The sequence below is a fragment of the Hansschlegelia beijingensis genome, assembly GCF_014196425.1.
GTDB lineage: Bacteria > Pseudomonadota > Alphaproteobacteria > Rhizobiales > Methylopilaceae > Methylopila > Methylopila beijingensis.
Genome location: NZ_JACIDR010000002.1, coordinates 534222 through 552528, shown reverse-complemented (window position 1 = coordinate 552528; position 18307 = coordinate 534222). Strand labels below are relative to the sequence as shown.

Genomic DNA, 18307 nt, shown 5'->3' with positions numbered 1-18307 from the left:
CTCAGGACTTCAGCAGGACGCCGGCGTCCGGCGCGAACCACAGGAACACCTTGTCGTCCCAACCGATCGGCCGCGCCTCGCTGCGCGTGACGTTGGCCCGGCTGACGCGCACGATCTTCTCGGTGCCCTCGACCTTGATCAGCAGGACGGTCCAGTCGCCCAGATAGGCGATGTCCCAGACCTCTCCCCTGAGCGGGTTCGTCGCCTCCGCCGGCGGCGGCTCGAGCGACACCCTCATCTTCTCCGGCCGGACCGCGAGCGCGACCTCCGCGCCCGGCTGCAGCGCGGCCTCGCTCGCGGTGACGAACTCCGCCCCCGCTTCCGGCGATTTCAGCCGGACGAGGCCGCCCTGGGCGCTCGTCACGGTTCCCTCGAACAGGTTGATGTCGCCGATGAAGTCCGCGACGTAGCGGCAATTCGGCTGTTCGTAGATCTCGCCCGGAGTCGCGACCTGGACGAGCTTGCCGTGGTTCATCACCGCGATGCGGTCGGCGACCGTCATCGCCTCCTCCTGGTCGTGGGTGACGATCAGGAAGGTCAGTCCGAGATCCTGCTGAAGGTCCATCAGCTCGAACTGGGTCTCCTCGCGCAGCTTCTTGTCGAGCGCGCCGAGGGGTTCGTCGAGCAGCAGCACCTTCGGCTTCTTGGCCAGCGAGCGCGCCAGCGCGACGCGCTGGCGCTGGCCGCCGGAAAGCTGGTGCGGCTTGCGGCTGGCGAACGGTTCGAGCTTCACGAGCCGCAGCATCTCGGTGACGCGCGCCTCCATCTCGGGCTTCGGCATGCCGTCCTGCTTCAGCCCGAACGCGATGTTCTGCGCGACCGTCATGTGCGGAAACAGGGCGTAGGACTGGAACATCATGTTCACGGGTCGCCGATAGGGCGGCACGCCCGCGAGGTCCTTGCCGGCGAGCGTGATGCGCCCCGAAGTCGGGGCCTCGAAGCCCGCGAGCATCCGCATCAGGGTCGTCTTGCCGCAGCCCGAAGGCCCGAGCAGGGCGAAGAACTCGCGCTCGTGAATGTCGAGCGAGACGTCGTCGACCGCCGTGAAGTCGCCGAAGCGCTTCACGACGTTCTCGAAACGGATCAGTGGGACAGCGCTCGGATCGAGCCAGGGCGCGAAGGAGCGCCGGATCGGACCGAGAGCTTTCTGGGCGGGCTTCAGCGCCATTGGGTGATCCGGAGAGGAAGATGGAAGCAAGGGCGCGACTGAAAACTCGTCATCCCGGCCGGCGCGAAGCGGAGAGCCGGGATCGTCCTCAGACGTGGCGGCTCGAAACTGCGCCAAGTCCTGAGGACGATCCCGGATCGACGGCCAAGCCGTCGTCCGGGATGACGGTCACGTCAGCTCACTTCCCGCTCTTGGCCTTGGTCCACGCCCGGGTGAGAGCGCGCTGGATCTTCGGGTCCTCGATGGTCGGCACGGTGTAGAGCCGCGCGAACACCTCCGGGGTCGGATAGATCGACGGGTTGTCCTTGACCTCCGCGTCGAGGAACTCCTGCGACTTCAGATTGCCGTTGGCGTACTGCACGAAGTTGGACGCCTTGGCGGCGACCTCCGGCTTCAGCATGTAGTTGATGAAGGCGTGCGCCTCCTCCGGGTGCGGCGCGTCGGCCGGCATGGCCATCTGGTCGAACCAGAGCTGCGCGCCCTCCTTCGGGAGCGAATACTCGACCTTCACGCCCTTGTCGGCCTCGGCGGCGCGGCTCTTGGCCTGGAGGATGTCGCCCGAGTAGCCGACCGCGACGCAGACGTTCCCGTTCGCGAGAGCGTTGATGTATTCGGAGGAGTGGAACTTGGTGATGTAGGGCTTCAGCTTCGCCAGATGATCGGCGGCCTTCTGGACGTTCTTCACGTCCGACCAGTCCGGCGGCAGGCCCAGATAGGTGAGCACCGACGGGAGCAGGTCTTCAGGGCTGTCGAGCAGCATGACGCCGCACTTGGACAGCTTCTGCAGATTGGCCGGATCGTAGACCAGGCTCCAGCTGTCGAGCGGCGCGTCCGGAAACGCCTTCTTCACCTTGTCGACATTGTAGCCGATGCCGGTGGTGCCCCACATGTAGTTGATCGAATAGGCGTTGTCCGGGTCGTACTTTGCGACCCGCTCGTAGATTTCCGGCCAGGCGTTGACCAGGTTGGGCAGCTTCGACTTGTCGAGCTTCTGGAACACGCCCGCCTTGATCTGCCGCGACAGGAAGGTGGCGGTCGGAACCACGAGGTCGTAACCGGTCTTGCCGGTCAGGAGCTTCGTCTCCAGGATCTCGTTGGAGTCAAAGACGTCGTAGACGACCTTGATGCCGGTCTCGGCCTCGAAGTCCTTCAGGATCTGCGGGTCGATATAGTCCGACCAGTTGTAGATCCTGACTTCCTTGCCAGCCGCCAGCGCGCCCCCGACCGCGCCGCTCGCGAGGCCGAAAGCGGCCAGGCAGGCGCCCACCAATCCTCTGATCGTCATTACGCGAGATCCCCTGACTCCCTCGACCGTCGCGAGGGCACGACCCCAAAAGGCTAGCCTCGCGCGTCAGGGCGCACAACCGATTTGCGGGCCTATTTCCGCGCCAGTGCAACCGCGTCGATGGATTGATTTGGCGCGAGCGGTCGGGCAGGCTCCGGCCTGCGCCGGCTCGCCGGCGTCCGGCGGCTCGGTCGCCGCGGGGCGGCTCAGCCTTCCTTCCCGACCCGATCCGGGAGCCGCCCTCAACGCAGCACGGCCACGGCGTCACGCCGGCGGCCTCGCCGCTGCCCGGTTCGGGTCGCCGCCGCTCCGCCGCTGCGGGTTGGACGGTAGACGTTCGGAAGTCACGAGATGAGCAAGAAAAAGCGCGCCGAGCTGCGGGAGGCCATCGCCGATCGCCGCGGAGCCGCCGACGCCGCCGCGGCGCGCGACTGGGTCGCCGAGCGCGGCATCGAGGAGCTCGAATGCCTCGTGCCCGACCAGGCCGGGGTGGCCCGCGGCAAGATAATGCCCGCGCAGAAGTTCTTCCAGTCGCCGACGATGAACATGCCGTCGTCGATCTTCCATCAGACCATCGCGGGCGGCTACGCCGACGAGGACGCGCCGGGCGGCGGCGACCCGGCGGACAGCGACCTCGTCCTCCAGCCGGATTTCTCCACCCTCTCGGTGGTGCCCTGGGCGTCCGATCCGACCGGGCAGATCATTCACGACGCCTTCCACCGGGACGGCCGGCCCGTCGAGGTCTCGCCGCGCGCGCTGCTGCGGCGGGTCTCGGATCTGTTCGAGAACAAGGGCTGGTCGCCCGTCGTGGCCCCGGAGATCGAGTTCTACCTCGTCAAGCCGAACACCGATCCGGACTATCCGCTCGAGCCGCCGATCGGCCGCTCCGGCCGGCCCGAGACCGGGCGCCAGTCCTACTCGATCTCGGCGGTCAACGAGTTCGACGAACTGTTCGAGGACATCTACGACTTCTCGGAGGCGCAGGGGCTCGAGATCGACACGCTCATCCACGAGGAGGGCGCGGCGCAGATGGAGATCAACCTGCGGCATGGCGCCCCGCTCGCGCTCGCCGACCAGGTGTTCCTGTTCAAGCGCACCATCCGCGAGGCTGCGCTGAAGCACTCGATGTACGCGACCTTCATGGCCAAGCCGATCGCCAACCAGCCCGGCTCGGCCATGCACATCCACCAGTCGGTGCGCGACGCCAAGACCGGGCGCAACATCTTCTCGGACGACCAGGGCAAGCCCTCGTCGGAGTTCTTCGCCTTCCTGGCCGGCACCCAGAAGTACATGCCGACCGTGATGACGCTGCTCGCGCCTTACGTGAACTCCTACCGGCGCCTGACCCGGCATTCCTCGGCGCCGATCAACGTGCAATGGGGCTACGACAACCGCACCACCGGCATCCGCGTGCCGCCCTCGGGGCCGGAGGCGCGGCGCGTCGAGAACCGGGTGCCGTCGTCGGACGCCAACCCGTATCTGGCGATCGCCGCGACGCTCGCCTGCGGCTATCTCGGGATGGTGGAGGGCCTGACGCCCTCCGAGCCGATCGACGGATCGGCCTACGGGCTCGACTACGACCTGCCGCGCGGCCTGCTGGAGGCGGTCTCGGCCTTCGAGGACTGCGGCCCGCTGCAGTCGGTCTTCGGCCGGACCTTCGTGCAGACCTTCGCGGCCATCAAGCGCGCCGAGTTCGAGACCTTCATGCGGGTGATCAGCCCCTGGGAGCGGGAATATCTGCTTCTGAACGTCTAGCGTCATCCCGGCCGAGCGGCGAAGCCGCGCAGAGCCGGGACCGTTCCCAGAACGTGGCGCGAGGAGGGAGCCGATGGAGAAGAGGTTCTTCGTCTACCTCCTCGCCACACGGAAGGACGGCCCCCTCTATGTGGGCGTCACCAGCAACCTGCCGAAGCGGATCTGGCGGCATCGCGAGCATGCCGTGCGCGGTTTCACGGCCAGGTACAACGTTGATCGTCTGGTCTGGTGCGAGCCTCACAGCAATGCGGAGGCGGCGATCGTCAGAGAGAAGCAGATCAAGCGGTGGCGCCGGGCATGGAAGATCGAATTGATCGAGAAAGACAATCCCGACTGGCGTGACCTGTACGAGGAGATCGGCCGATTGTGAGAACGATCCCGGCTCTCGCTGCGCTCGGCCGGGATGACGGCGCTGCGACCGCCTTCCCGCCCGCCGCCTCCTATTACGCCGCCGCCAACCCGCCGCCGCCCGAACGGCCACGGCTGGAGGGCGACCTCCGGGCGGACGTGGCGATCGTCGGCGCCGGGTTCACCGGACTGTCGGCCGCGCTTCATCTCGCCGAGCGGGGAGTCTCGGTCGTGGTGCTGGAGCAGGCGCGCGTCGGATGGGGCGCGTCGGGCCGCAATGGCGGCCAGGTCCACACCGGGCAGCGCCGCGAGCAGGACGAGCTCGAGCGGATCGCGGGGCGCGACGACGCCCGGAAGCTCTGGGAGCTCGCCGAAGAGGCCAAGGTCCTGCTGCGCGACACGATCGAGCGGCGCGGCGTCGACTGCCGCTACGAGGCCGGGCTGATCCACGCCGACCACAAGGCGTCCTACGTCGCGGAGACCCACGCTTATGCGCACAAGCTCGCCGAGGACTACGGCTATGGCCTGATCGAGCCGCTCGACCGCGAGCAGCTGCGCGCGCTCGTGAAGAGCGAGAACTACCATGGCGGCTCGATCGACCATGGCGGCGGCCATCTCGATCCGTTGGCGCTGGTCTTCGGGCTCGCCCGCGTGGCGGAGGCCGCCGGCGCGCGGGTGCACGAGAACTCGGGCGTCCGCCGCATCCGGCATGGGGCGCGGGTCACGCTGGAGACCGACGGCGGGACCGTTTCGGCCGACACGGCGCTGATCTGCACCGACGGGCTGCTCGAAGGCGTGGAGCCCGCAGTCGAGGCGCATGTCGCCCCGATCGCCAACCACATCGCCGCGACCGCGCCGCTCGGCGATCGGCTGCGCGAGGTCCTGACCAGCCGCGCGGCGGTCTCGGACAGCCGGTTCGTCGTCTACTACTACCGCCCGACGCCGGACGGCCGGCTGCTGTTCGGCGGCGGCGAGACCTATTCGACCACGCTTCCGGCCGAAATCGCGCCGATCGTGCGCCGTCACATGCTGAAGGTCTTCCCGCAGCTGCGCGACGTCGCGATCGAGCACGCCTGGGGCGGCGTGCTGGGCATCACGCCGACCCGCCAGCCCTTCGTGCGCGCCATCCGGCGCAACGTGCTGGTCGCCGCCGGCTATTCGGGCCAGGGCGTTCTGCTCGGGCCGATGTTCGGCAAGATCCTGGCCGAAGCGGTCGCGGGGCGGCTGGAGCGTTTCGACCTGCTGTCGCGGCTGCCGGTTCCGGCCTTCCCGGGCGGGCGATGGCTGCGCAGACCGCTGCTGGTCGCCGCGATGAGCTATTACGCGCTGCGCGACCGGCTGTGACCGGGCCTCAGTGAGCCGGCGCCGCGGCGGCCCCCGGGTTCGGGCGGCGGACGAGCGGCACCAGCAGCACGATGGCGCCGAACAGGATCGTCATCGCCCAGAACAGATCGCCGAAGGCCAGCACCAGGCCCTGCTGGCGAACCATGTTCGAGAACTGCCGGACCGCCGCGAGTTCGGCGTCCGAGCCCATCCGGGGCGCAAGGCTCGCCGCCATGCCGGCGAGCCGCTCCTCCGCGACCTGCCGGCCCCAGACCACGTGCTCGCGCAGCCGCAGCATGTGCAGGTCCTGACGGTCGTTCAGGAAGGTGTTGATGAAGGCGAGCCCGAACGCGCCGCCGAGATTGCGCATCAGGTTGAACAGCCCGCTGGCGTTCTTGAGCTTCGACGGCGGCAGGGTCGCGAGCGACACGATGTTGATCGGCACCATGCAGAGCATCAGCGACACGCCGCGCAGCATCTGCGGCACGAACAGCTCGCCGAACGCCCAGTCGCTGGTGATGTAGGTGAGGTCGATGCAGGACAGGCCGAAGCCCAGGAAACCCGCGCTGATCATGTAGCGGGGGTCGACCCTGCGCGACAGCACGCCCACCACGGGCGCGGTGAGGAACATGAACAGGCCGGAGACGAACACCGTCTCGCCGATCTGCAGCGAGTCGTAGCCGCGAACCCGGCCGAGGAAGACCGGATAGAGATAGGTCATGCCGTAGAGCCCGATGCCCATGACGAAGGTGAGCAGCGAGCCGCCGGCGAAATTGCGGTCGCGATAGGCCGCAAGGTCCACCAGCGGGGTCCTGGCCGCAAAGCAGCGCCAGAAGAACAGCGCGCCGCCGAGGACGCTGGCGACCGTGAGGTAGCGGATGGCGGCGTCCTGGAACCAGTCGTCGCGGGCCCCCTCCTCCAGGATGTATTCGAGGCTGCCGAGGAACACAGCGAGCGCGACCAGCGCCAGGTAGTCCAGCCGCCGCAGCAACTCGTGCTCCGGCTCGTCGAAATCGACCAGCGTCCAGGCGAGCAACGTGGCGGCCGCGCCCGGCACGAGGTTGATCAGGAACAGCCAGTGCCAGGAGAGCAGCTCGGTCAGATAGCCGCCGATCGTCGGTCCGACCGTGGGCGCGAGCGTCACCGTCAGACCGACCAGCGCCATGATCGCCGGCTGGTGGCGCTTCGGGAAGATCGTGTAGGCGGCCGCGAAGGCGGTCGGGATCATCCCGCCGCCGATGAAGCCCTGGATCGCCCTGTAGACGATCATCTCCGGCAGCGTCGTGGCCGTGGCGCAGAGCGCGCTCGCCAGCGTGAAGCCGGCGGCCGAGATGGTGAACAGCACCCGCGTCGACAGCGCCCGGCCGAGATAGCCGGACAGCGGGATCATGATCACTTCGGCGATCAGATAGCTGGTCTGGACCCAGGAGATCTCGTCCGGGCTCGCCGAAAGGCCGGCCTGGATCTCCGAGAGCGAGGACGAGACGATCTGGATGTCCAGGATCGCCATGAACATGCCGAAGACGAGCGCCAGGAAGGCGATCAGCCGCCGCGGCGTGACCTTCGGTTCGGATGGCGGATTCCCCGCGCCCGAGGCGCCCGCCGAGCCGGCCGCCGACCCCGTGGGGACGCGGGTCGGTTCGACAGCCGTACGACCGCCTGGAGGAGCAGCGTCGTCGCTCATGACGAGGTCTCGGACGCGGGGACTACGTCAGCGCCGCTGGTCGGCGGCGCCTGACGTAAGCTTGGGCGCAGTGCGCGTGTCGACGGAGGCGATCACGGACAGGCCGGGCCGCAGCCTGCCTTTCGCGACATCCTCCGGGTCGACCCGGATCCGGACCGGAACGCGCTGCACGATCTTGGTGAAATTGCCGGTGGCGTTCTCGGGCGGCAGCAGGCTGAACTGAGCCCCCGAGGCCGGCGCGAGGCTGTCGACGATCCCCGTCACGTCGTGCTCGGGATAGGCGTCGACCGAGAGCCTCACTTTCGCGCCCGGCTGGACGTCGGCGAGCTGGGTCTCCTTGAAGTTCGCGTCGACATAGACCCGGTCGAGCGGCACGACCGCCATCAGCCGCTTGCCGGGCGTCACATAGTCGCCGACCTGCACCGCCTTGTTGCCGACGACGCCGTCGAAGGGAGCGGCGATGAGCGTGGCGTCGAGATCGCGCTGCCGTTGCGCGCGGGCCGTCTCGAGCTCCTGCAGCGTGCGTTGCGCCTCGCCCTTCTGCGCGGCCAGGACCGCGCGGTTGGCCTCCGCGGCGGCCACCCCGGCGCGCGCCGCCTCGACCGCCGCAACCGCGCGGTCGCGGTCGGCCTTGGCCTGATCGAGCGCCTGCTTGCTGCCATAGCTGGACTTCACGAGTTGCTGGGCGCGGTCATAGTCGGCCGCGGCGCGCTCGCGATCGGCGTTCGTCGAGTCGACCTGGGCCTTCGCCTGGGCGATCTGCGCCTCGGCGGCGGCGATCTGGCTGTCGAAGCGATCGATCGACGCCTGCTGGGTCGCGATCTTGCCCTCGGCCGCCTGCAGCGCGAGCCTGAAGTCCGCCTGGTCGATGGTCACGAGCGGCGCGCCGGCCTTGACGGAGGCGTTGTCGCCGACCGCCACCGCGGCCACGTAGCCGGAGATCTTGGGCGCGATCACCGCCATGTCGGCGCCCACATAGGCGTCGTCGGTCTCGACCAGGAACCGGCCGTCGACCCACCAGTCGTAGCCGTACCAGCCGCCCGCCGCGATCGCGGCCGCCACGGCCGCGCCGAGCAGAGCCTTGCGGCCACCGAAGCGGCTTCGGGCGCCGGCCGCGTCCGGCGCCGCCTCGTCCGCGGCAGGCGCGTCGGGCCGGGTCTCGCGGCGGTCGATCGGGGCGGCGGGGGCTGCCGTCACAAGGCGAGGCCTTTGCATGGAAGCTGTCCCCTGGCTGCCTGCGACGACCCGTCATCGCAGGGCGGAAGCTCTGACCGAACCGTTCGGTCAACGGGAAAGCTAGCGCAGAGCCCCCTCGGCCGCAAGATGACCGAACCGTTCGGTCAATGACGCCTGAGACGTGGCGGTCGGAGGAGATACGGAGGAGGACCGCGCCTCCGCCTTGGGGGCGCCCACAGGGGGCGGACGCTCGGCGTTGCCCGCCGCGGCGGGCGATCAAATCTCGCGGCGCGGGTCGGGCGTCGGAGCGGCTCGGCCGCCGTCGAACGGCGAGGCGCGCGGCGTGGTGCGCCAGAGGAGCCGCTCGACCTTGGAATTTGAAGGATTCTCATTTGTCAGAGTCGCCTTGATGTGGGACCCGTGTGCGCTTATTCGGCTTCGGAGCGGTTTTCAGGCGGTCAGGGAGTAACCCGTTGTCGCGATCCGAAGCCACGCGCCTTGCGGCAGGCGTCACCGGCGGCGTTCTGTTCGCCGCCCTCGCCGTCGCGTCCTCAGCGGCGGCTTCCCCCGTCTCGATCGAGCTCAACCGGCTCGAGCCGCGGGACAGCGCCTGCCGGGTCTCGCTCGTCGTCGCGAACCCGGGCGAAAAGGCGATCGACAGCCTCAAGCTCGATCTCGTCTTCTTCGACAAGGAGGGCGTGATCTCGCGCCGTCTGGCGGTCGAGGCCGGCCCGCTGCGCGCCTCCAAGACCGCGGTGAAGCTGTTCGACGCGGCCGAAGTGGCCTGCGAAGGCCTCAGCCGCGTGCTGCTGAACGACGTCACCGCCTGCGGCGGCGAGCAGGACTGCCTCGCCCTGGTGACGACGACCTCGCGCGTGAAGGGCGTGGAGTTCGGCAAATGACGGCGCGTCGCGGCCTGGCGGCCGCCCTGGCCTCGGCGCTGGTCCTGCTCAGCCTGAGCCCGGCATGGGCCCAAGGCGGGGCCGAGAGCGCCCGGCCGGCCGTGCAGGCGTTGCCGCCGGCCGAGGAAGTGCAGGCGACCGAGCCCGGCCAGCCGCCGGCGAACGCCGCCCCGGCGCCGGCGACCGGCGCGCCCCAAGACCACCAGACCTTGGCTGCGCCCCCGTCGGGCCCCGCCGCCGACGAGCCCAGCCTGCCCTCCGTCGGCGCCTCGAACCTGCCGCACAACCTCTCGCCGCTCGGCATGTTCCTGGCCGCGGACTGGGTCGTGAAGGCGGTGATGCTCGGCCTCGCTTTCGCCTCTCTGGTCACCTGGACGGTCTGGCTGGCGAAGTCGCTGGAGCTGATGGCGGCGAACCGCCGCGCCAAGGCCGCGCTCGCCGCGCTCGGCGCCTCCCGGACGCTGGAGGAGGCCCGTCAGGTGCTGGAGGGCGCGAAGGGCCCGGTGCCGGCCTTCGTCGAGGCCGCCGACGCCGAGATCCTCTATTCCCAGGACGGTCTGTCGCCCGAGGGCGTCAAGGAACGCGTGGCCTCGCACCTGTCGCGGCTCGAGGCCCAGGCGGGCCGGCGGCTCACGATCGGCACCGGCCTTCTGGCGACGATCGGCTCGACGGCGCCCTTCGTGGGCCTGTTCGGCACGGTCTGGGGCATCATGAATTCCTTCATCGGCATCTCGAACGCGCAGACGACCAACCTCGCCGTGGTCGCGCCCGGCATCGCGGAAGCGCTGCTGGCCACCGCGATCGGCCTCGTGGCGGCGATTCCGGCGGTGGTCATCTACAACGTGTTCGCCCGCGCGATCAGCGGACACCGCGCCCTCCTGGCGGACGCCGCGGCGGCGGTGCTGCGGCTCGTGAGCCGCGACCTCGACCGGATCGACGCGCCCCGGTTGTCGGCCGCGGCGGAGTAGACCCATGGGGGTTCGGCTCGACGACGCCGGCGGGGACGACCTCGCCGAGACGCATGAGATCAACGTCACGCCGTTCATCGACGTCATGCTCGTGCTGCTCATCATCTTCATGGTGGCGGCGCCGCTGGCGACCGTCGACGTCGGCGTCGACCTGCCCTCCTCCAACGCGCCGCGCCAGCCGCGCCCGGACAAGCCCGTCTATCTGACCATCAAGTCCGACATGAAGCTGGCGCTCGGCTCCGAGCTGATCGATCAGGCGCAACTCGCGCCGATGCTGCAGAACAAGACCGGCGGCGACCGCGAACAGCGCATCTTCCTGCGGGCGGACAAGACGGTTCCCTATGGCGAGCTCACCAAGGTCATGAACGAGCTCAGGCGGGCGGGCTATCTGAAGGTGGCGCTGGTGGCGCTGGAGAGCGCCGGGACCGATGGCGGCCGTTGACGCGCTCAGCCTGGACGGCGGAGCAGGCGGACCGGACTGGAGGCGCTGGGCGCTCGCCGGCGTGGCGGTGCTGGCCGCCCATGTCGGCATCGCGGTGGTGCTGCTGAACGAAGCGCCCTCGCCGGTGGGCGGCGAGACCGAAACCGCGATCGAGCTGGACCTGACGCCGCCGCCGGCCTCCGGCGCCGCGCAGACGCTCGAAGCCGGCGCGAACGAGACGCAGCCGCTCACGCCGGAGAGCGCGGACGAGACCAAGCCGCAGGAAGTCGAGCAGCTCGAAGAGCTCCAGGACACGCCGCCGCTGGAGGATCAGCCCGTCACGGCCGAGGTCGCGCCGCCCGAGGACGTGCAGGATACGCCTGTCGAGACGGTCGAGGAGGCGCAGCCTGTCGAGACCGACATGGTGGCGGCCGACGACGTGATGACGCCCGACGACGTCGAGGCCGCCGTTTCCCTGCCGCCGGAGCGCACCGTCGTCGCCCGGGAGGAGACGCCGGAGCCGCGGAAGCCGGATGTGAAGCCGGTCGCCAAGCGGGAGACCCCGAAGCCGGTGAAGCGCAAGCCCACCGAGAAGCCGGCCGTACGGACCGCCGACAGGCCGAGGCCCGCCACGGTTCCGACGCAGGCCGGCGGGCAGGGCGGCGCGTCCGCGAACGCCGGCGCAGCGCGCGCGGCGGCCGCGAATTACGGCTCGAGGATCCGGGCGGCGGTGGCGGCCCAGAAGCGCTCCGGCACGACCTTCTCGGGCCGCGCGATGCTGACATTCACGGTGAACCGGTCAGGCCGCGTCTCTGGCGTTTCGGCGTCGGGCCCCGCTCCGGCCGCGGCCGAGGCGCAGGCCATGCTGCGGCGCGCCGCCGGCTCGTTCCCGCCGATGCCGCCGGAGATGCCCGGCGCGTCCAAGACCTATTCGCTGCCGATCAACTTCTCGGCACGCTGAGCGGCGCCGTCAGAGGTCCTCGCGGACTTTGGCGGCGGGCGCGCCGGCGGCTCCGGCCGCCGCGCGGACCTTCAGCTCGGACTTCGGGAGCTTCTGGGCGATGCCGTAGAGCCGCTCGCGGCGGTCCATCTCGTCATAGACGTCCTGCGGCGTGACGCCGGCCGCCGACCACAGCACGACCAGATTGTAGATCAGGTCGGCGCTTTCCCGGATCAGCGCCTCGCGCTGGCCGCTGACGGCTTCGATCGCGACCTCGGCGGCCTCCTCGGCCACCTTCTTGGCCATCTTCGGCACGCCCTCCTGCCGCAGCTTGGCCGTGCGGGAGGACGCGGGGTCCGCCTCGCTGGCTTCGCAGACGGCGGTGAACAGGCGATCGATCGAATCAGGCATCGGGCGCGACTCTCCGGCGAACCTCTTGAGGAGACGAACCACCAGTTCACGAATCGTTAACATAACGGTGGGCGCTCCCTTCGACATCAGATAAGCGCCTCTTTCCCGGCCCGCCACCAGTCGATCAAAGGCGCAGGCCCGATCGTTTCGGCTGCGCCCCCCCGCATGACGCGCCGTCCCAAAGCGCTTATAGTGCGCTCACCTGCAGGCTGCGCGCCTGCGCCATCTCTGGACCTTACATGCCGCTCCTCAACACAGCCGTTCTCTTGGGCCTGGTGCTCTTGAACGGCTTCTTCGCGTTGTCGGAGCTCGCGGTGGTCTCGGCTCGGAAGCCACGGCTGAAGATGCTCGCGGACGCCGGCGACCGCGGCGCCGAGCGCGCGCTCAGGCTCGCCGAAGACCCGAGCAGCTTCCTGTCCTCCGTGCAGATCGGCATCACGCTCATCGCGATCCTGAGCGGCGTCGTCGGCGAGGCGGCCTTCTCGGACCCGCTCGCGACGCTGCTCGCGGCCTACACTCCGCTCGACGCCTATGCGCGGCCGGTCGCGAGCGCGGTCGTGGTCATCGCCATCGGCGGGCTGTCGCTGATCCTCGGCGAGCTCGTGCCGAAGCGCATCGCGCTCTCGAACCCCGAGCCGATCGCCGCCTTCGTCGCCGGCCCGCTGACCTTGCTGGCCCTGATCGGCCGCCCGGTCGTGGTCGTGCTCGGCGTGAGCTCCAGCCTGATCCTGAAGCTCCTCCGCGTGAAGGAGCAGGACGGCAGCAACGTCACGGAAGAGGAGGTCCGCAGCGTCATCGCCGAGGGCGTCGCCGCCGGTTCGATCGAGCCGGTCGAGCGGCGGATGATCGAGGGCGTGCTGGGTCTGGCGGATCGGCCGGTTCGCTCCATCATGACGCCGCGGCGCGAGGTGTTCTGGGTCGACATCAGCGATGATCTGGCGACGGTCCAGACCGAGCTCGCCGAAAGCCCGTTCTCGCGCATCGTCGTCGGCAAGGACGGGTCGGCCGACGACCCGGTCGGCATCCTGCACAAGAAGGACGTTCTGGCGGCCCTGATCCAGGGCAAGAAGTTCGACGTCGCCTCCTACGTCCGCGACCCGCTCTACGTCCCCGAGGGGGCCTCGGCGCTGAGCCTGCTCGAGCTTTTCAAGTCGCAGCCCTCGTCCACCGCCTTCGTGGTCGACGAATTCGGCGGCTTCGAGGGCATCGTGACCTCGCATGACGTGCTCGGCGCGATCGCCGGCGCGCTGCCCGAAGAGCACGAGATCGGCGAGGCGCAGGAAATCCGCCGCCGCGACGACGGCACCTACATGGTCGACGGACGCGCGTCGCTCGACGCCGTCGCCGAGACCTTCGGCGTGACGGTCCCGGCCCATGCGCAGAGCGATTTCCACACGGTGGCGGGGCTCGTCATCGCGGAGCTCGGCCGCATCCCCAATGAGGGCGACACCATCGACGTGTCCGACTGGACGGTCGAGGTCGTCGACATGGACGGTCCCCGCGTCGACAAGCTCCTGTTCCGCGCGCGCGGCGCGCCGGCCGAGGCCGGGATGACGCCCGCCGGCGCCGGCATCTGACGCTCGGGCCGAACGACGCCATGGACCAGCCGCGCGCCGCAGCAGAGGCCGCCGTCGAGCCTGATTCGGAACCCGCGGGCGCCGCGGCGTCCGACGATGGGGCGGCCCGCCAGGCCGCCGCCATAGACGCCCTCGCAAGGGCCATCGAGGCGCTCGGCGCGCCGCTCTCGCCCGCGCCGGCCGTGCGCGGGGCCCCGCCGGCGCTTCGTGTTCCCGAACGGGGCAGGCCGCTCGCGGAGGCGGCGGCCGAACTGGCGCGGGAGGTTCTTCCCCGCGCCGCCCGCTCCGACCATCCGCGCTTCTTCGCCTTCATCCCCTCTCCCGCGAGCGCGGCCTCGCGGCTCGGAGACGCGCTGACGGCGGCGTTCAACCCTCAGGCCGGAGCCTGGCGCCAGGCGGAGGGTCCGGCGGCCATCGAGGCCGCCCTGATCCGCTGGATGGCCAATGCGGCAGGGTTTCCGGAAAGTGCGGGCGGCCTGTTCATGGGCGGCGGCTCGGCCGCCAACCTGACCGCCGTCGTCGCCGCCAGGGACGCGAAGCTCCATCCGGAGAAGCGGATGGACGGGACCGTCTATGTGTCGGCCGAGACCCACAGCTCGGTGCTGCGCGCGCTTGCGGTCGCGGGTTTCCTCCCCGGGCAGATCCGGCGCGTCGCGCTCGACGAGGCGTTCCGGATGGACGCGGACGACCTCGCGCGGCTCGTGGAGGCGGACCTCGCCGCCGGACGGCGGCCGTTTCTCGTGGTCGCGACGGCGGGCACCACCAATGTCGGCGCCGTCGATCCGCTCGACAGGATCGCGGCCGTCTGCGCGCGACGCGGACTGTGGCTCCACGTCGACGGCGCCTTCGGGGCGTCCGCGCTGCTCAGCCCTGCCCGCCGGGCGCTCCTGAAAGGCGTCGAGTTCGCGGACAGCCTGTCCTGGGACGCCCACAAATGGCTGTTTCAGACCTATGGCTGCGGGGCGCTGATCGTCCGCGACCAGCGCCGGCTCGAGCAGGCGTTCCGGGTCGAGACCGATTATCTGCGCGACGGCGACCTGCCCGGAGCGGCGCCGAACTTCTGGGATCTCGGGCTGGAGACCAGTCGGCCCGCGCGCGCGCTCAAGCTGTGGCTGACGCTGCAGACGATGGGGAGCGAGGCCGCCGGCGCGGCCGTCGAGCATGGCTTCCGGCTCGCCGAATGGGCGGAGGACGAGATCAGGCGCACGCCCGGCTGGCGGCTCGTGACCCCGGCTTCGATGGCGATCGTGACGTTCCGGATGGATGATGTCGCCTGCTCCGCGGAGCAGGCGGACGCCCTGACCCTGGAGGCGGGCCGGCGTCTCGAGCGCAGCGGCTTCGCCTTCGTGGGCGCAACGCGCGTCGAGGGTCGGGCGGCGCTGCGGATCTGCGCGCTCCACCCGGATGCGACCGAGCAGGATATGCGGGAGACGGTCCGGCGGCTCGCCGCCGAAGCGCGGGCCAGTCAGAGGGAGCTGGCCCGCTAGACGCTAGGAGAGGCGCGCGCGGCTCAGAACAGCGAGCCGCGCAGCTCCCGGAGTTGATCGAGCTGCGCCTGCGCCCGGACCCTGCGGGCGTCGTCGACCGCGTCCGCCACGTCCTCTTCGGCGTCCCGGATGGCGAGGTCGAGCTTGGCGGCGTCGAGCTCCTCCATCGGAATGGCCTCGTCGGCCAGGATGGTCAGGCCGCGCGGGTTCACGTCGGCGAAGCCGCCGCGCACGAACAGCCGGCGCGGCTCACCGCCGTCGGTCTTGTAGACCTTCACGACGCCCGGCTTGAGCGTCGACATCAGGGGCGCGTGGTGCGCCAGAACGCCGAACTCGCCTTCCATGCCGGGGACCACGACATGCTCGACGTCTTCGGAGATGAGCAGCTTCTCAGGGGAGACCAGCTCGAAAGGGAAGGTGTCCATCGTCAGTCCTTCAGTGGCCGGCGGTCCGCGGGAACTCTCCCTTCCCGGCGGGCCGGAAAGGGAGCGTTCGGCGTCGCGTCAGTCCGTGGGCCTCAGCCCTCGGCGAGCTTCTTGGCCTTCTCGATCGCCTGCTCGATGGTGCCGACCATGTAGAAGGCGGCCTCCGGCAGGTTGTCGTGCTTGCCCTCGACCAGCTCCTTGAAGCCCTTGATCGTGTCGGCGAGTTCGACGAACACGCCCGGCGAACCCGTGAACACCTCGGCGACGTGGAACGGCTGGCTCAGGAAGCGCTCGATCTTGCGGGCGCGGCTGACGACCAGCTTGTCCTCTTCGGACAGCTCGTCCATGCCCAGGATCGCGATGATGTCCTGCAGCGACTTGTAGCGCTGCAGCGTCTCCTGCACGCGGCGGGCGGTGCTGTAGTGCTCGTCGCCGATGATCGCGGCCGACAGAATGCGCGAGGTCGAGTCGAGCGGGTCCACCGCCGGGTAGATGCCCTTCTCGGCGATCGAGCGGTTCAGAACGGTCGTCGCGTCGAGATGCGCGAAGGACGCGGCCGGCGCCGGGTCGGTCAGGTCGTCGGCCGGCACGTAGATCGCCTGCACCGAGGTGATCGAACCCTTGGTGGTCGTGGTGATGCGCTCCTGCAGCGCGCCCATGTCGGTCGCGAGCGTCGGCTGATAGCCCACGGCCGAGGGGATGCGGCCGAGAAGCGCCGACACTTCCGAGCCCGCCTGCGTGAAGCGGAAGATGTTGTCGACGAAGAACAGCACGTCCTGGCCCTGGTCGCGGAAGTGCTCGGCGACCGTCAGGCCGGAGAGCGCGACGCGGGCGCGGGCGCCGGGCGGCTCGTTCATCTGGCCGTAGACCAGGGCGCACTTGGAGCCCTCGCCGCCGCCCTGCTTGTTCACGCCGGACTCGATGAACTCGTGATAGAGGTCGTTGCCCTCGCGGGTGCGCTCGCCGACGCCGGCGAACACGGAGTAGCCGCCGTGCGCCTTCGCGACGTTGTTGATCAGCTCCTGGATGAGCACCGTCTTGCCGACGCCCGCGCCGCCGAACAGGCCGACCTTGCCGCCCTTGGCGTAGGGCGCGAGCAGGTCGACGACCTTGATGCCGGTGACCAGGATCTCGGTCTCCGTCGCCTGATCCGCGTAGGACGGCGCCGGCTGGTGGATCGGCCGCATGCCCTCGTTCGCGATCGGGCCGCCTTCGTCGATCGGCTCGCCGACGACGTTCATGATGCGGCCGAGCGTGCCGGCGCCGACCGGAACCGCGATCGGCTCGCCGGTGTCGGTGACGTCCTGGCCGCGGGTCAGGCCCTCGGTCGAGTCCATCGCGATCGTGCGGACCGTCGACTCGCCGATCTGCTGGGCGACCTCGAGGACGAGGCGGACGTCGTTGTTCCGGGTCTCGAGCGCGTTCAGGATTTCGGGCAGGTGCCCGTCGAACTGCACGTCGACGACGGGGCCGATGACCTGGGTGATGCGGCCGACATGTGCGGTCATTGGAATGGTCCTCGTCGGATGATCGTCAGAGCGCCTCGGCGCCGGAGATGATCTCGATCAGCTCCTTGGTGATCTGCGCCTGGCGTGTGCGGTTGTACTGAAGCGAGAGCTTCTTGATCATCTCGCCGGCGTTGCGGGTCGCGTTGTCCATCGCGGACATGCGCGCGCCCTGCTCGGAGGCGGCGTTCTCAAGAAGGCCCTTGAAGATCTGGATCGACACGTTCTTCGGCAGCAGAACCTCGAGGATCTCCTCCTCGGACGGCTCGTACTCGTAGATCGCGCCGTTGAGCTGGTCCTCGCCGGTCGCCTCGGGGATCTGGGCGGGGATGACCTGCTGCGCGGTCGGGATCTGGCTCACCACCGACCGGAACTTCGAGAAGAACAGGGTGGCGACGTCGAACCCGCCGTCCTGGTACTCCCTGATGATCCGCTCGCCGATCTCGTTGGCGGTCGAATAGCCGAGGGTCTTCACCTCGCGCAGCGAGATGACGTCGTCGATCTTGCCCGGGAACTGCCGGCGCAGGATGTCGGCCCCCTTGCGACCGACGCACAGGAAGCGGACTTCCTTGCCTTCGGCGATCAGCCGCCGCGCCTCGTCGCGCGCAAGGCGCGCGATCGATGCGTTGAAGCCGCCCGCAAGCCCGCGGTCCGCCGTCATGACGACCAGAAGATGCCGCCGGTCCTCGCCGGTGCCGGCCAGCAGCTGGGGCGCGCCGGGAGCGTCGCGCATGCTGGAGGCGAGGTTCGCGAGAACCCGCTCCATGCGCTCGGCGTAGGGGCGCGCGGCCGCCGCGGCCAGCTCGGCGCGGCGGAGCTTGGCCGCCGCGACCATCTGCATGGCCTTGGTGATCTTCTGCGTCGCCTTGACGGAGGCGATGCGGTTCCTGAGGTCCTTTAGGCTCGCCATGGGGCGCCCGAAACTCCGCTTT

At 69.8% G+C, this 18307-nt stretch carries 17 protein-coding genes; 9 read left to right on the top strand and 8 right to left on the bottom strand.

The window, feature by feature from the left end; translation table 11 throughout:
• Window position 1: 1 nt before the first annotated feature.
• Together GGR24_RS09115 and GGR24_RS09110 are read right to left on the bottom strand one after the other, a co-directional pair.
• Complete coding sequence (locus GGR24_RS09115) at window positions 2-1168, bottom strand: ABC transporter ATP-binding protein (protein WP_183395017.1); 1167 nt, start codon at window positions 1166-1168, stop codon at window positions 2-4.
• A gap of 178 nt (window positions 1169-1346) precedes the next feature.
• Window positions 1347-2453, bottom strand: coding sequence for a polyamine ABC transporter substrate-binding protein (locus GGR24_RS09110; protein WP_183395016.1), 1107 nt, complete (start codon window positions 2451-2453; stop codon window positions 1347-1349).
• A 351-nt stretch (window positions 2454-2804) separates the two neighbouring features.
• Here GGR24_RS09110 and GGR24_RS09105 point away from each other — a divergent pair, with 351 nt between their 5' ends.
• From GGR24_RS09105 to GGR24_RS09095, 3 genes are all read left to right on the top strand, one after another.
• Complete coding sequence (locus tag GGR24_RS09105) at window positions 2805-4208, top strand: glutamine synthetase family protein (protein ID WP_183395015.1); 1404 nt, start codon at window positions 2805-2807, stop codon at window positions 4206-4208.
• Between the two features lie 73 nt (window positions 4209-4281).
• Window positions 4282-4578: a GIY-YIG nuclease family protein gene (locus GGR24_RS09100; RefSeq protein WP_183395014.1), complete on the top strand. Its 297-nt coding sequence runs from the start codon at window positions 4282-4284 to the stop codon at window positions 4576-4578.
• The gene (locus GGR24_RS09095) at window positions 4575-5900 is read left to right on the top strand and encodes an NAD(P)/FAD-dependent oxidoreductase (protein WP_343066229.1); all 1326 of its coding nucleotides are present in this window, start codon (window positions 4575-4577) and stop codon (window positions 5898-5900) included. Before GGR24_RS09100 ends, GGR24_RS09095 begins: the two co-directional genes overlap by 4 nt.
• Before the next feature lie 7 nt (window positions 5901-5907).
• On the opposite strand, the gene GGR24_RS09090 is transcribed toward GGR24_RS09095, so the two are convergent.
• Both GGR24_RS09090 and GGR24_RS09085 read right to left on the bottom strand, forming a co-directional pair.
• A complete protein-coding gene (locus tag GGR24_RS09090; protein ID WP_183395013.1) occupies window positions 5908-7563 on the bottom strand; it encodes a DHA2 family efflux MFS transporter permease subunit in 1656 nt (551 codons plus the stop codon).
• Between the two features lie 27 nt (window positions 7564-7590).
• Window positions 7591-8760, bottom strand: coding sequence for an HlyD family secretion protein (locus GGR24_RS09085; protein WP_343066228.1), 1170 nt, complete (start codon window positions 8758-8760; stop codon window positions 7591-7593).
• A 452-nt stretch (window positions 8761-9212) separates the two neighbouring features.
• Between GGR24_RS09085 and GGR24_RS09080 the strand changes: the two genes are divergently transcribed.
• Genes GGR24_RS09080 through GGR24_RS09065 form a run of 4 tightly spaced genes read left to right on the top strand, consistent with a single transcriptional unit; the run spans window position 9213 to window position 11991 of the window.
• Entirely contained in the window at window positions 9213-9641 is a 429-nt protein-coding gene (locus GGR24_RS09080) for a hypothetical protein (protein ID WP_246398180.1), read from the top strand.
• Window positions 9638-10609 (top strand): tonB-system energizer ExbB, encoded by a 972-nt coding sequence (exbB, locus tag GGR24_RS09075; protein ID WP_183395011.1) that lies wholly within the window; start codon window positions 9638-9640, stop codon window positions 10607-10609. The genes GGR24_RS09080 and exbB overlap by 4 nt, the downstream gene beginning before the upstream one ends.
• A 4-nt stretch (window positions 10610-10613) precedes the next feature.
• On the top strand, window positions 10614-11051 hold the full coding sequence (gene exbD / locus GGR24_RS09070; protein ID WP_183395010.1) for a TonB system transport protein ExbD: 438 nt from the start codon (window positions 10614-10616) through the stop codon (window positions 11049-11051).
• Window positions 11038-11991, top strand: a complete 954-nt coding sequence (locus GGR24_RS09065; protein ID WP_183395009.1) for a hypothetical protein — start codon at window positions 11038-11040, stop codon at window positions 11989-11991. Before exbD ends, GGR24_RS09065 begins: the two co-directional genes overlap by 14 nt.
• Window positions 11992-12000: 9 nt before the next feature.
• Here GGR24_RS09065 and hisE read toward each other — a convergent pair whose 3' ends face one another.
• The gene (hisE, locus tag GGR24_RS09060; RefSeq protein ID WP_183395008.1) at window positions 12001-12381 is read right to left on the bottom strand and encodes a phosphoribosyl-ATP diphosphatase; all 381 of its coding nucleotides are present in this window, start codon (window positions 12379-12381) and stop codon (window positions 12001-12003) included.
• Between the two features lie 239 nt (window positions 12382-12620).
• Between hisE and GGR24_RS09055 the strand changes: the two genes are divergently transcribed.
• The gene (locus GGR24_RS09055; protein ID WP_183395007.1) at window positions 12621-13958 is read left to right on the top strand and encodes a hemolysin family protein; all 1338 of its coding nucleotides are present in this window, start codon (window positions 12621-12623) and stop codon (window positions 13956-13958) included.
• A gap of 20 nt (window positions 13959-13978) precedes the next feature.
• On the top strand, window positions 13979-15445 hold the full coding sequence (locus GGR24_RS09050; protein ID WP_210286093.1) for a pyridoxal phosphate-dependent decarboxylase family protein: 1467 nt from the start codon (window positions 13979-13981) through the stop codon (window positions 15443-15445).
• 23 nt (window positions 15446-15468) lie between these two features.
• Here the strand turns inward: GGR24_RS09050 and GGR24_RS09045 are convergent, their stop codons facing one another.
• The 3 genes from GGR24_RS09045 to GGR24_RS09035 all read right to left on the bottom strand — a co-directional run bounded on the left by GGR24_RS09045 (window position 15469) and on the right by GGR24_RS09035 (window position 18285).
• Window positions 15469-15870, bottom strand: a complete 402-nt coding sequence (locus GGR24_RS09045) for a F0F1 ATP synthase subunit epsilon (protein WP_183395006.1) — start codon at window positions 15868-15870, stop codon at window positions 15469-15471.
• A 92-nt stretch (window positions 15871-15962) separates the two neighbouring features.
• Entirely contained in the window at window positions 15963-17378 is a 1416-nt protein-coding gene (gene atpD / locus GGR24_RS09040; RefSeq protein WP_183395005.1) for a F0F1 ATP synthase subunit beta, read from the bottom strand.
• Between the two features lie 25 nt (window positions 17379-17403).
• Window positions 17404-18285, bottom strand: a complete 882-nt coding sequence (locus GGR24_RS09035; protein ID WP_183395004.1) for a F0F1 ATP synthase subunit gamma — start codon at window positions 18283-18285, stop codon at window positions 17404-17406.
• Window positions 18286-18307 lie beyond the last annotated feature (22 nt).

Coding starts and splice junctions, on each gene's coding strand:
- GGR24_RS09115 (WP_183395017.1), bottom strand. CDS start 1,168: ATGGCGCTGAAGCCCGCCCAGAAAGCTCTCGGTCCGATCCGGCGCTCC.
- GGR24_RS09110 (WP_183395016.1), bottom strand. CDS start 2,453: ATGACGATCAGAGGATTGGTGGGCGCCTGCCTGGCCGCTTTCGGCCTC.
- GGR24_RS09105 (WP_183395015.1), top strand. CDS start 2,805: ATGAGCAAGAAAAAGCGCGCCGAGCTGCGGGAGGCCATCGCCGATCGC.
- GGR24_RS09100 (WP_183395014.1), top strand. CDS start 4,282: ATGGAGAAGAGGTTCTTCGTCTACCTCCTCGCCACACGGAAGGACGGC.
- GGR24_RS09090 (WP_183395013.1), bottom strand. CDS start 7,563: ATGAGCGACGACGCTGCTCCTCCAGGCGGTCGTACGGCTGTCGAACCG.
- exbB (WP_183395011.1), top strand. CDS start 9,638: ATGACGGCGCGTCGCGGCCTGGCGGCCGCCCTGGCCTCGGCGCTGGTC.
- exbD (WP_183395010.1), top strand. CDS start 10,614: ATGGGGGTTCGGCTCGACGACGCCGGCGGGGACGACCTCGCCGAGACG.
- GGR24_RS09065 (WP_183395009.1), top strand. CDS start 11,038: ATGGCGGCCGTTGACGCGCTCAGCCTGGACGGCGGAGCAGGCGGACCG.
- hisE (WP_183395008.1), bottom strand. CDS start 12,381: ATGCCTGATTCGATCGATCGCCTGTTCACCGCCGTCTGCGAAGCCAGC.
- GGR24_RS09055 (WP_183395007.1), top strand. CDS start 12,621: ATGCCGCTCCTCAACACAGCCGTTCTCTTGGGCCTGGTGCTCTTGAAC.
- GGR24_RS09050 (WP_210286093.1), top strand. CDS start 13,979: ATGGACCAGCCGCGCGCCGCAGCAGAGGCCGCCGTCGAGCCTGATTCG.
- GGR24_RS09045 (WP_183395006.1), bottom strand. CDS start 15,870: ATGGACACCTTCCCTTTCGAGCTGGTCTCCCCTGAGAAGCTGCTCATC.
- atpD (WP_183395005.1), bottom strand. CDS start 17,378: ATGACCGCACATGTCGGCCGCATCACCCAGGTCATCGGCCCCGTCGTC.
- GGR24_RS09035 (WP_183395004.1), bottom strand. CDS start 18,285: ATGGCGAGCCTAAAGGACCTCAGGAACCGCATCGCCTCCGTCAAGGCG.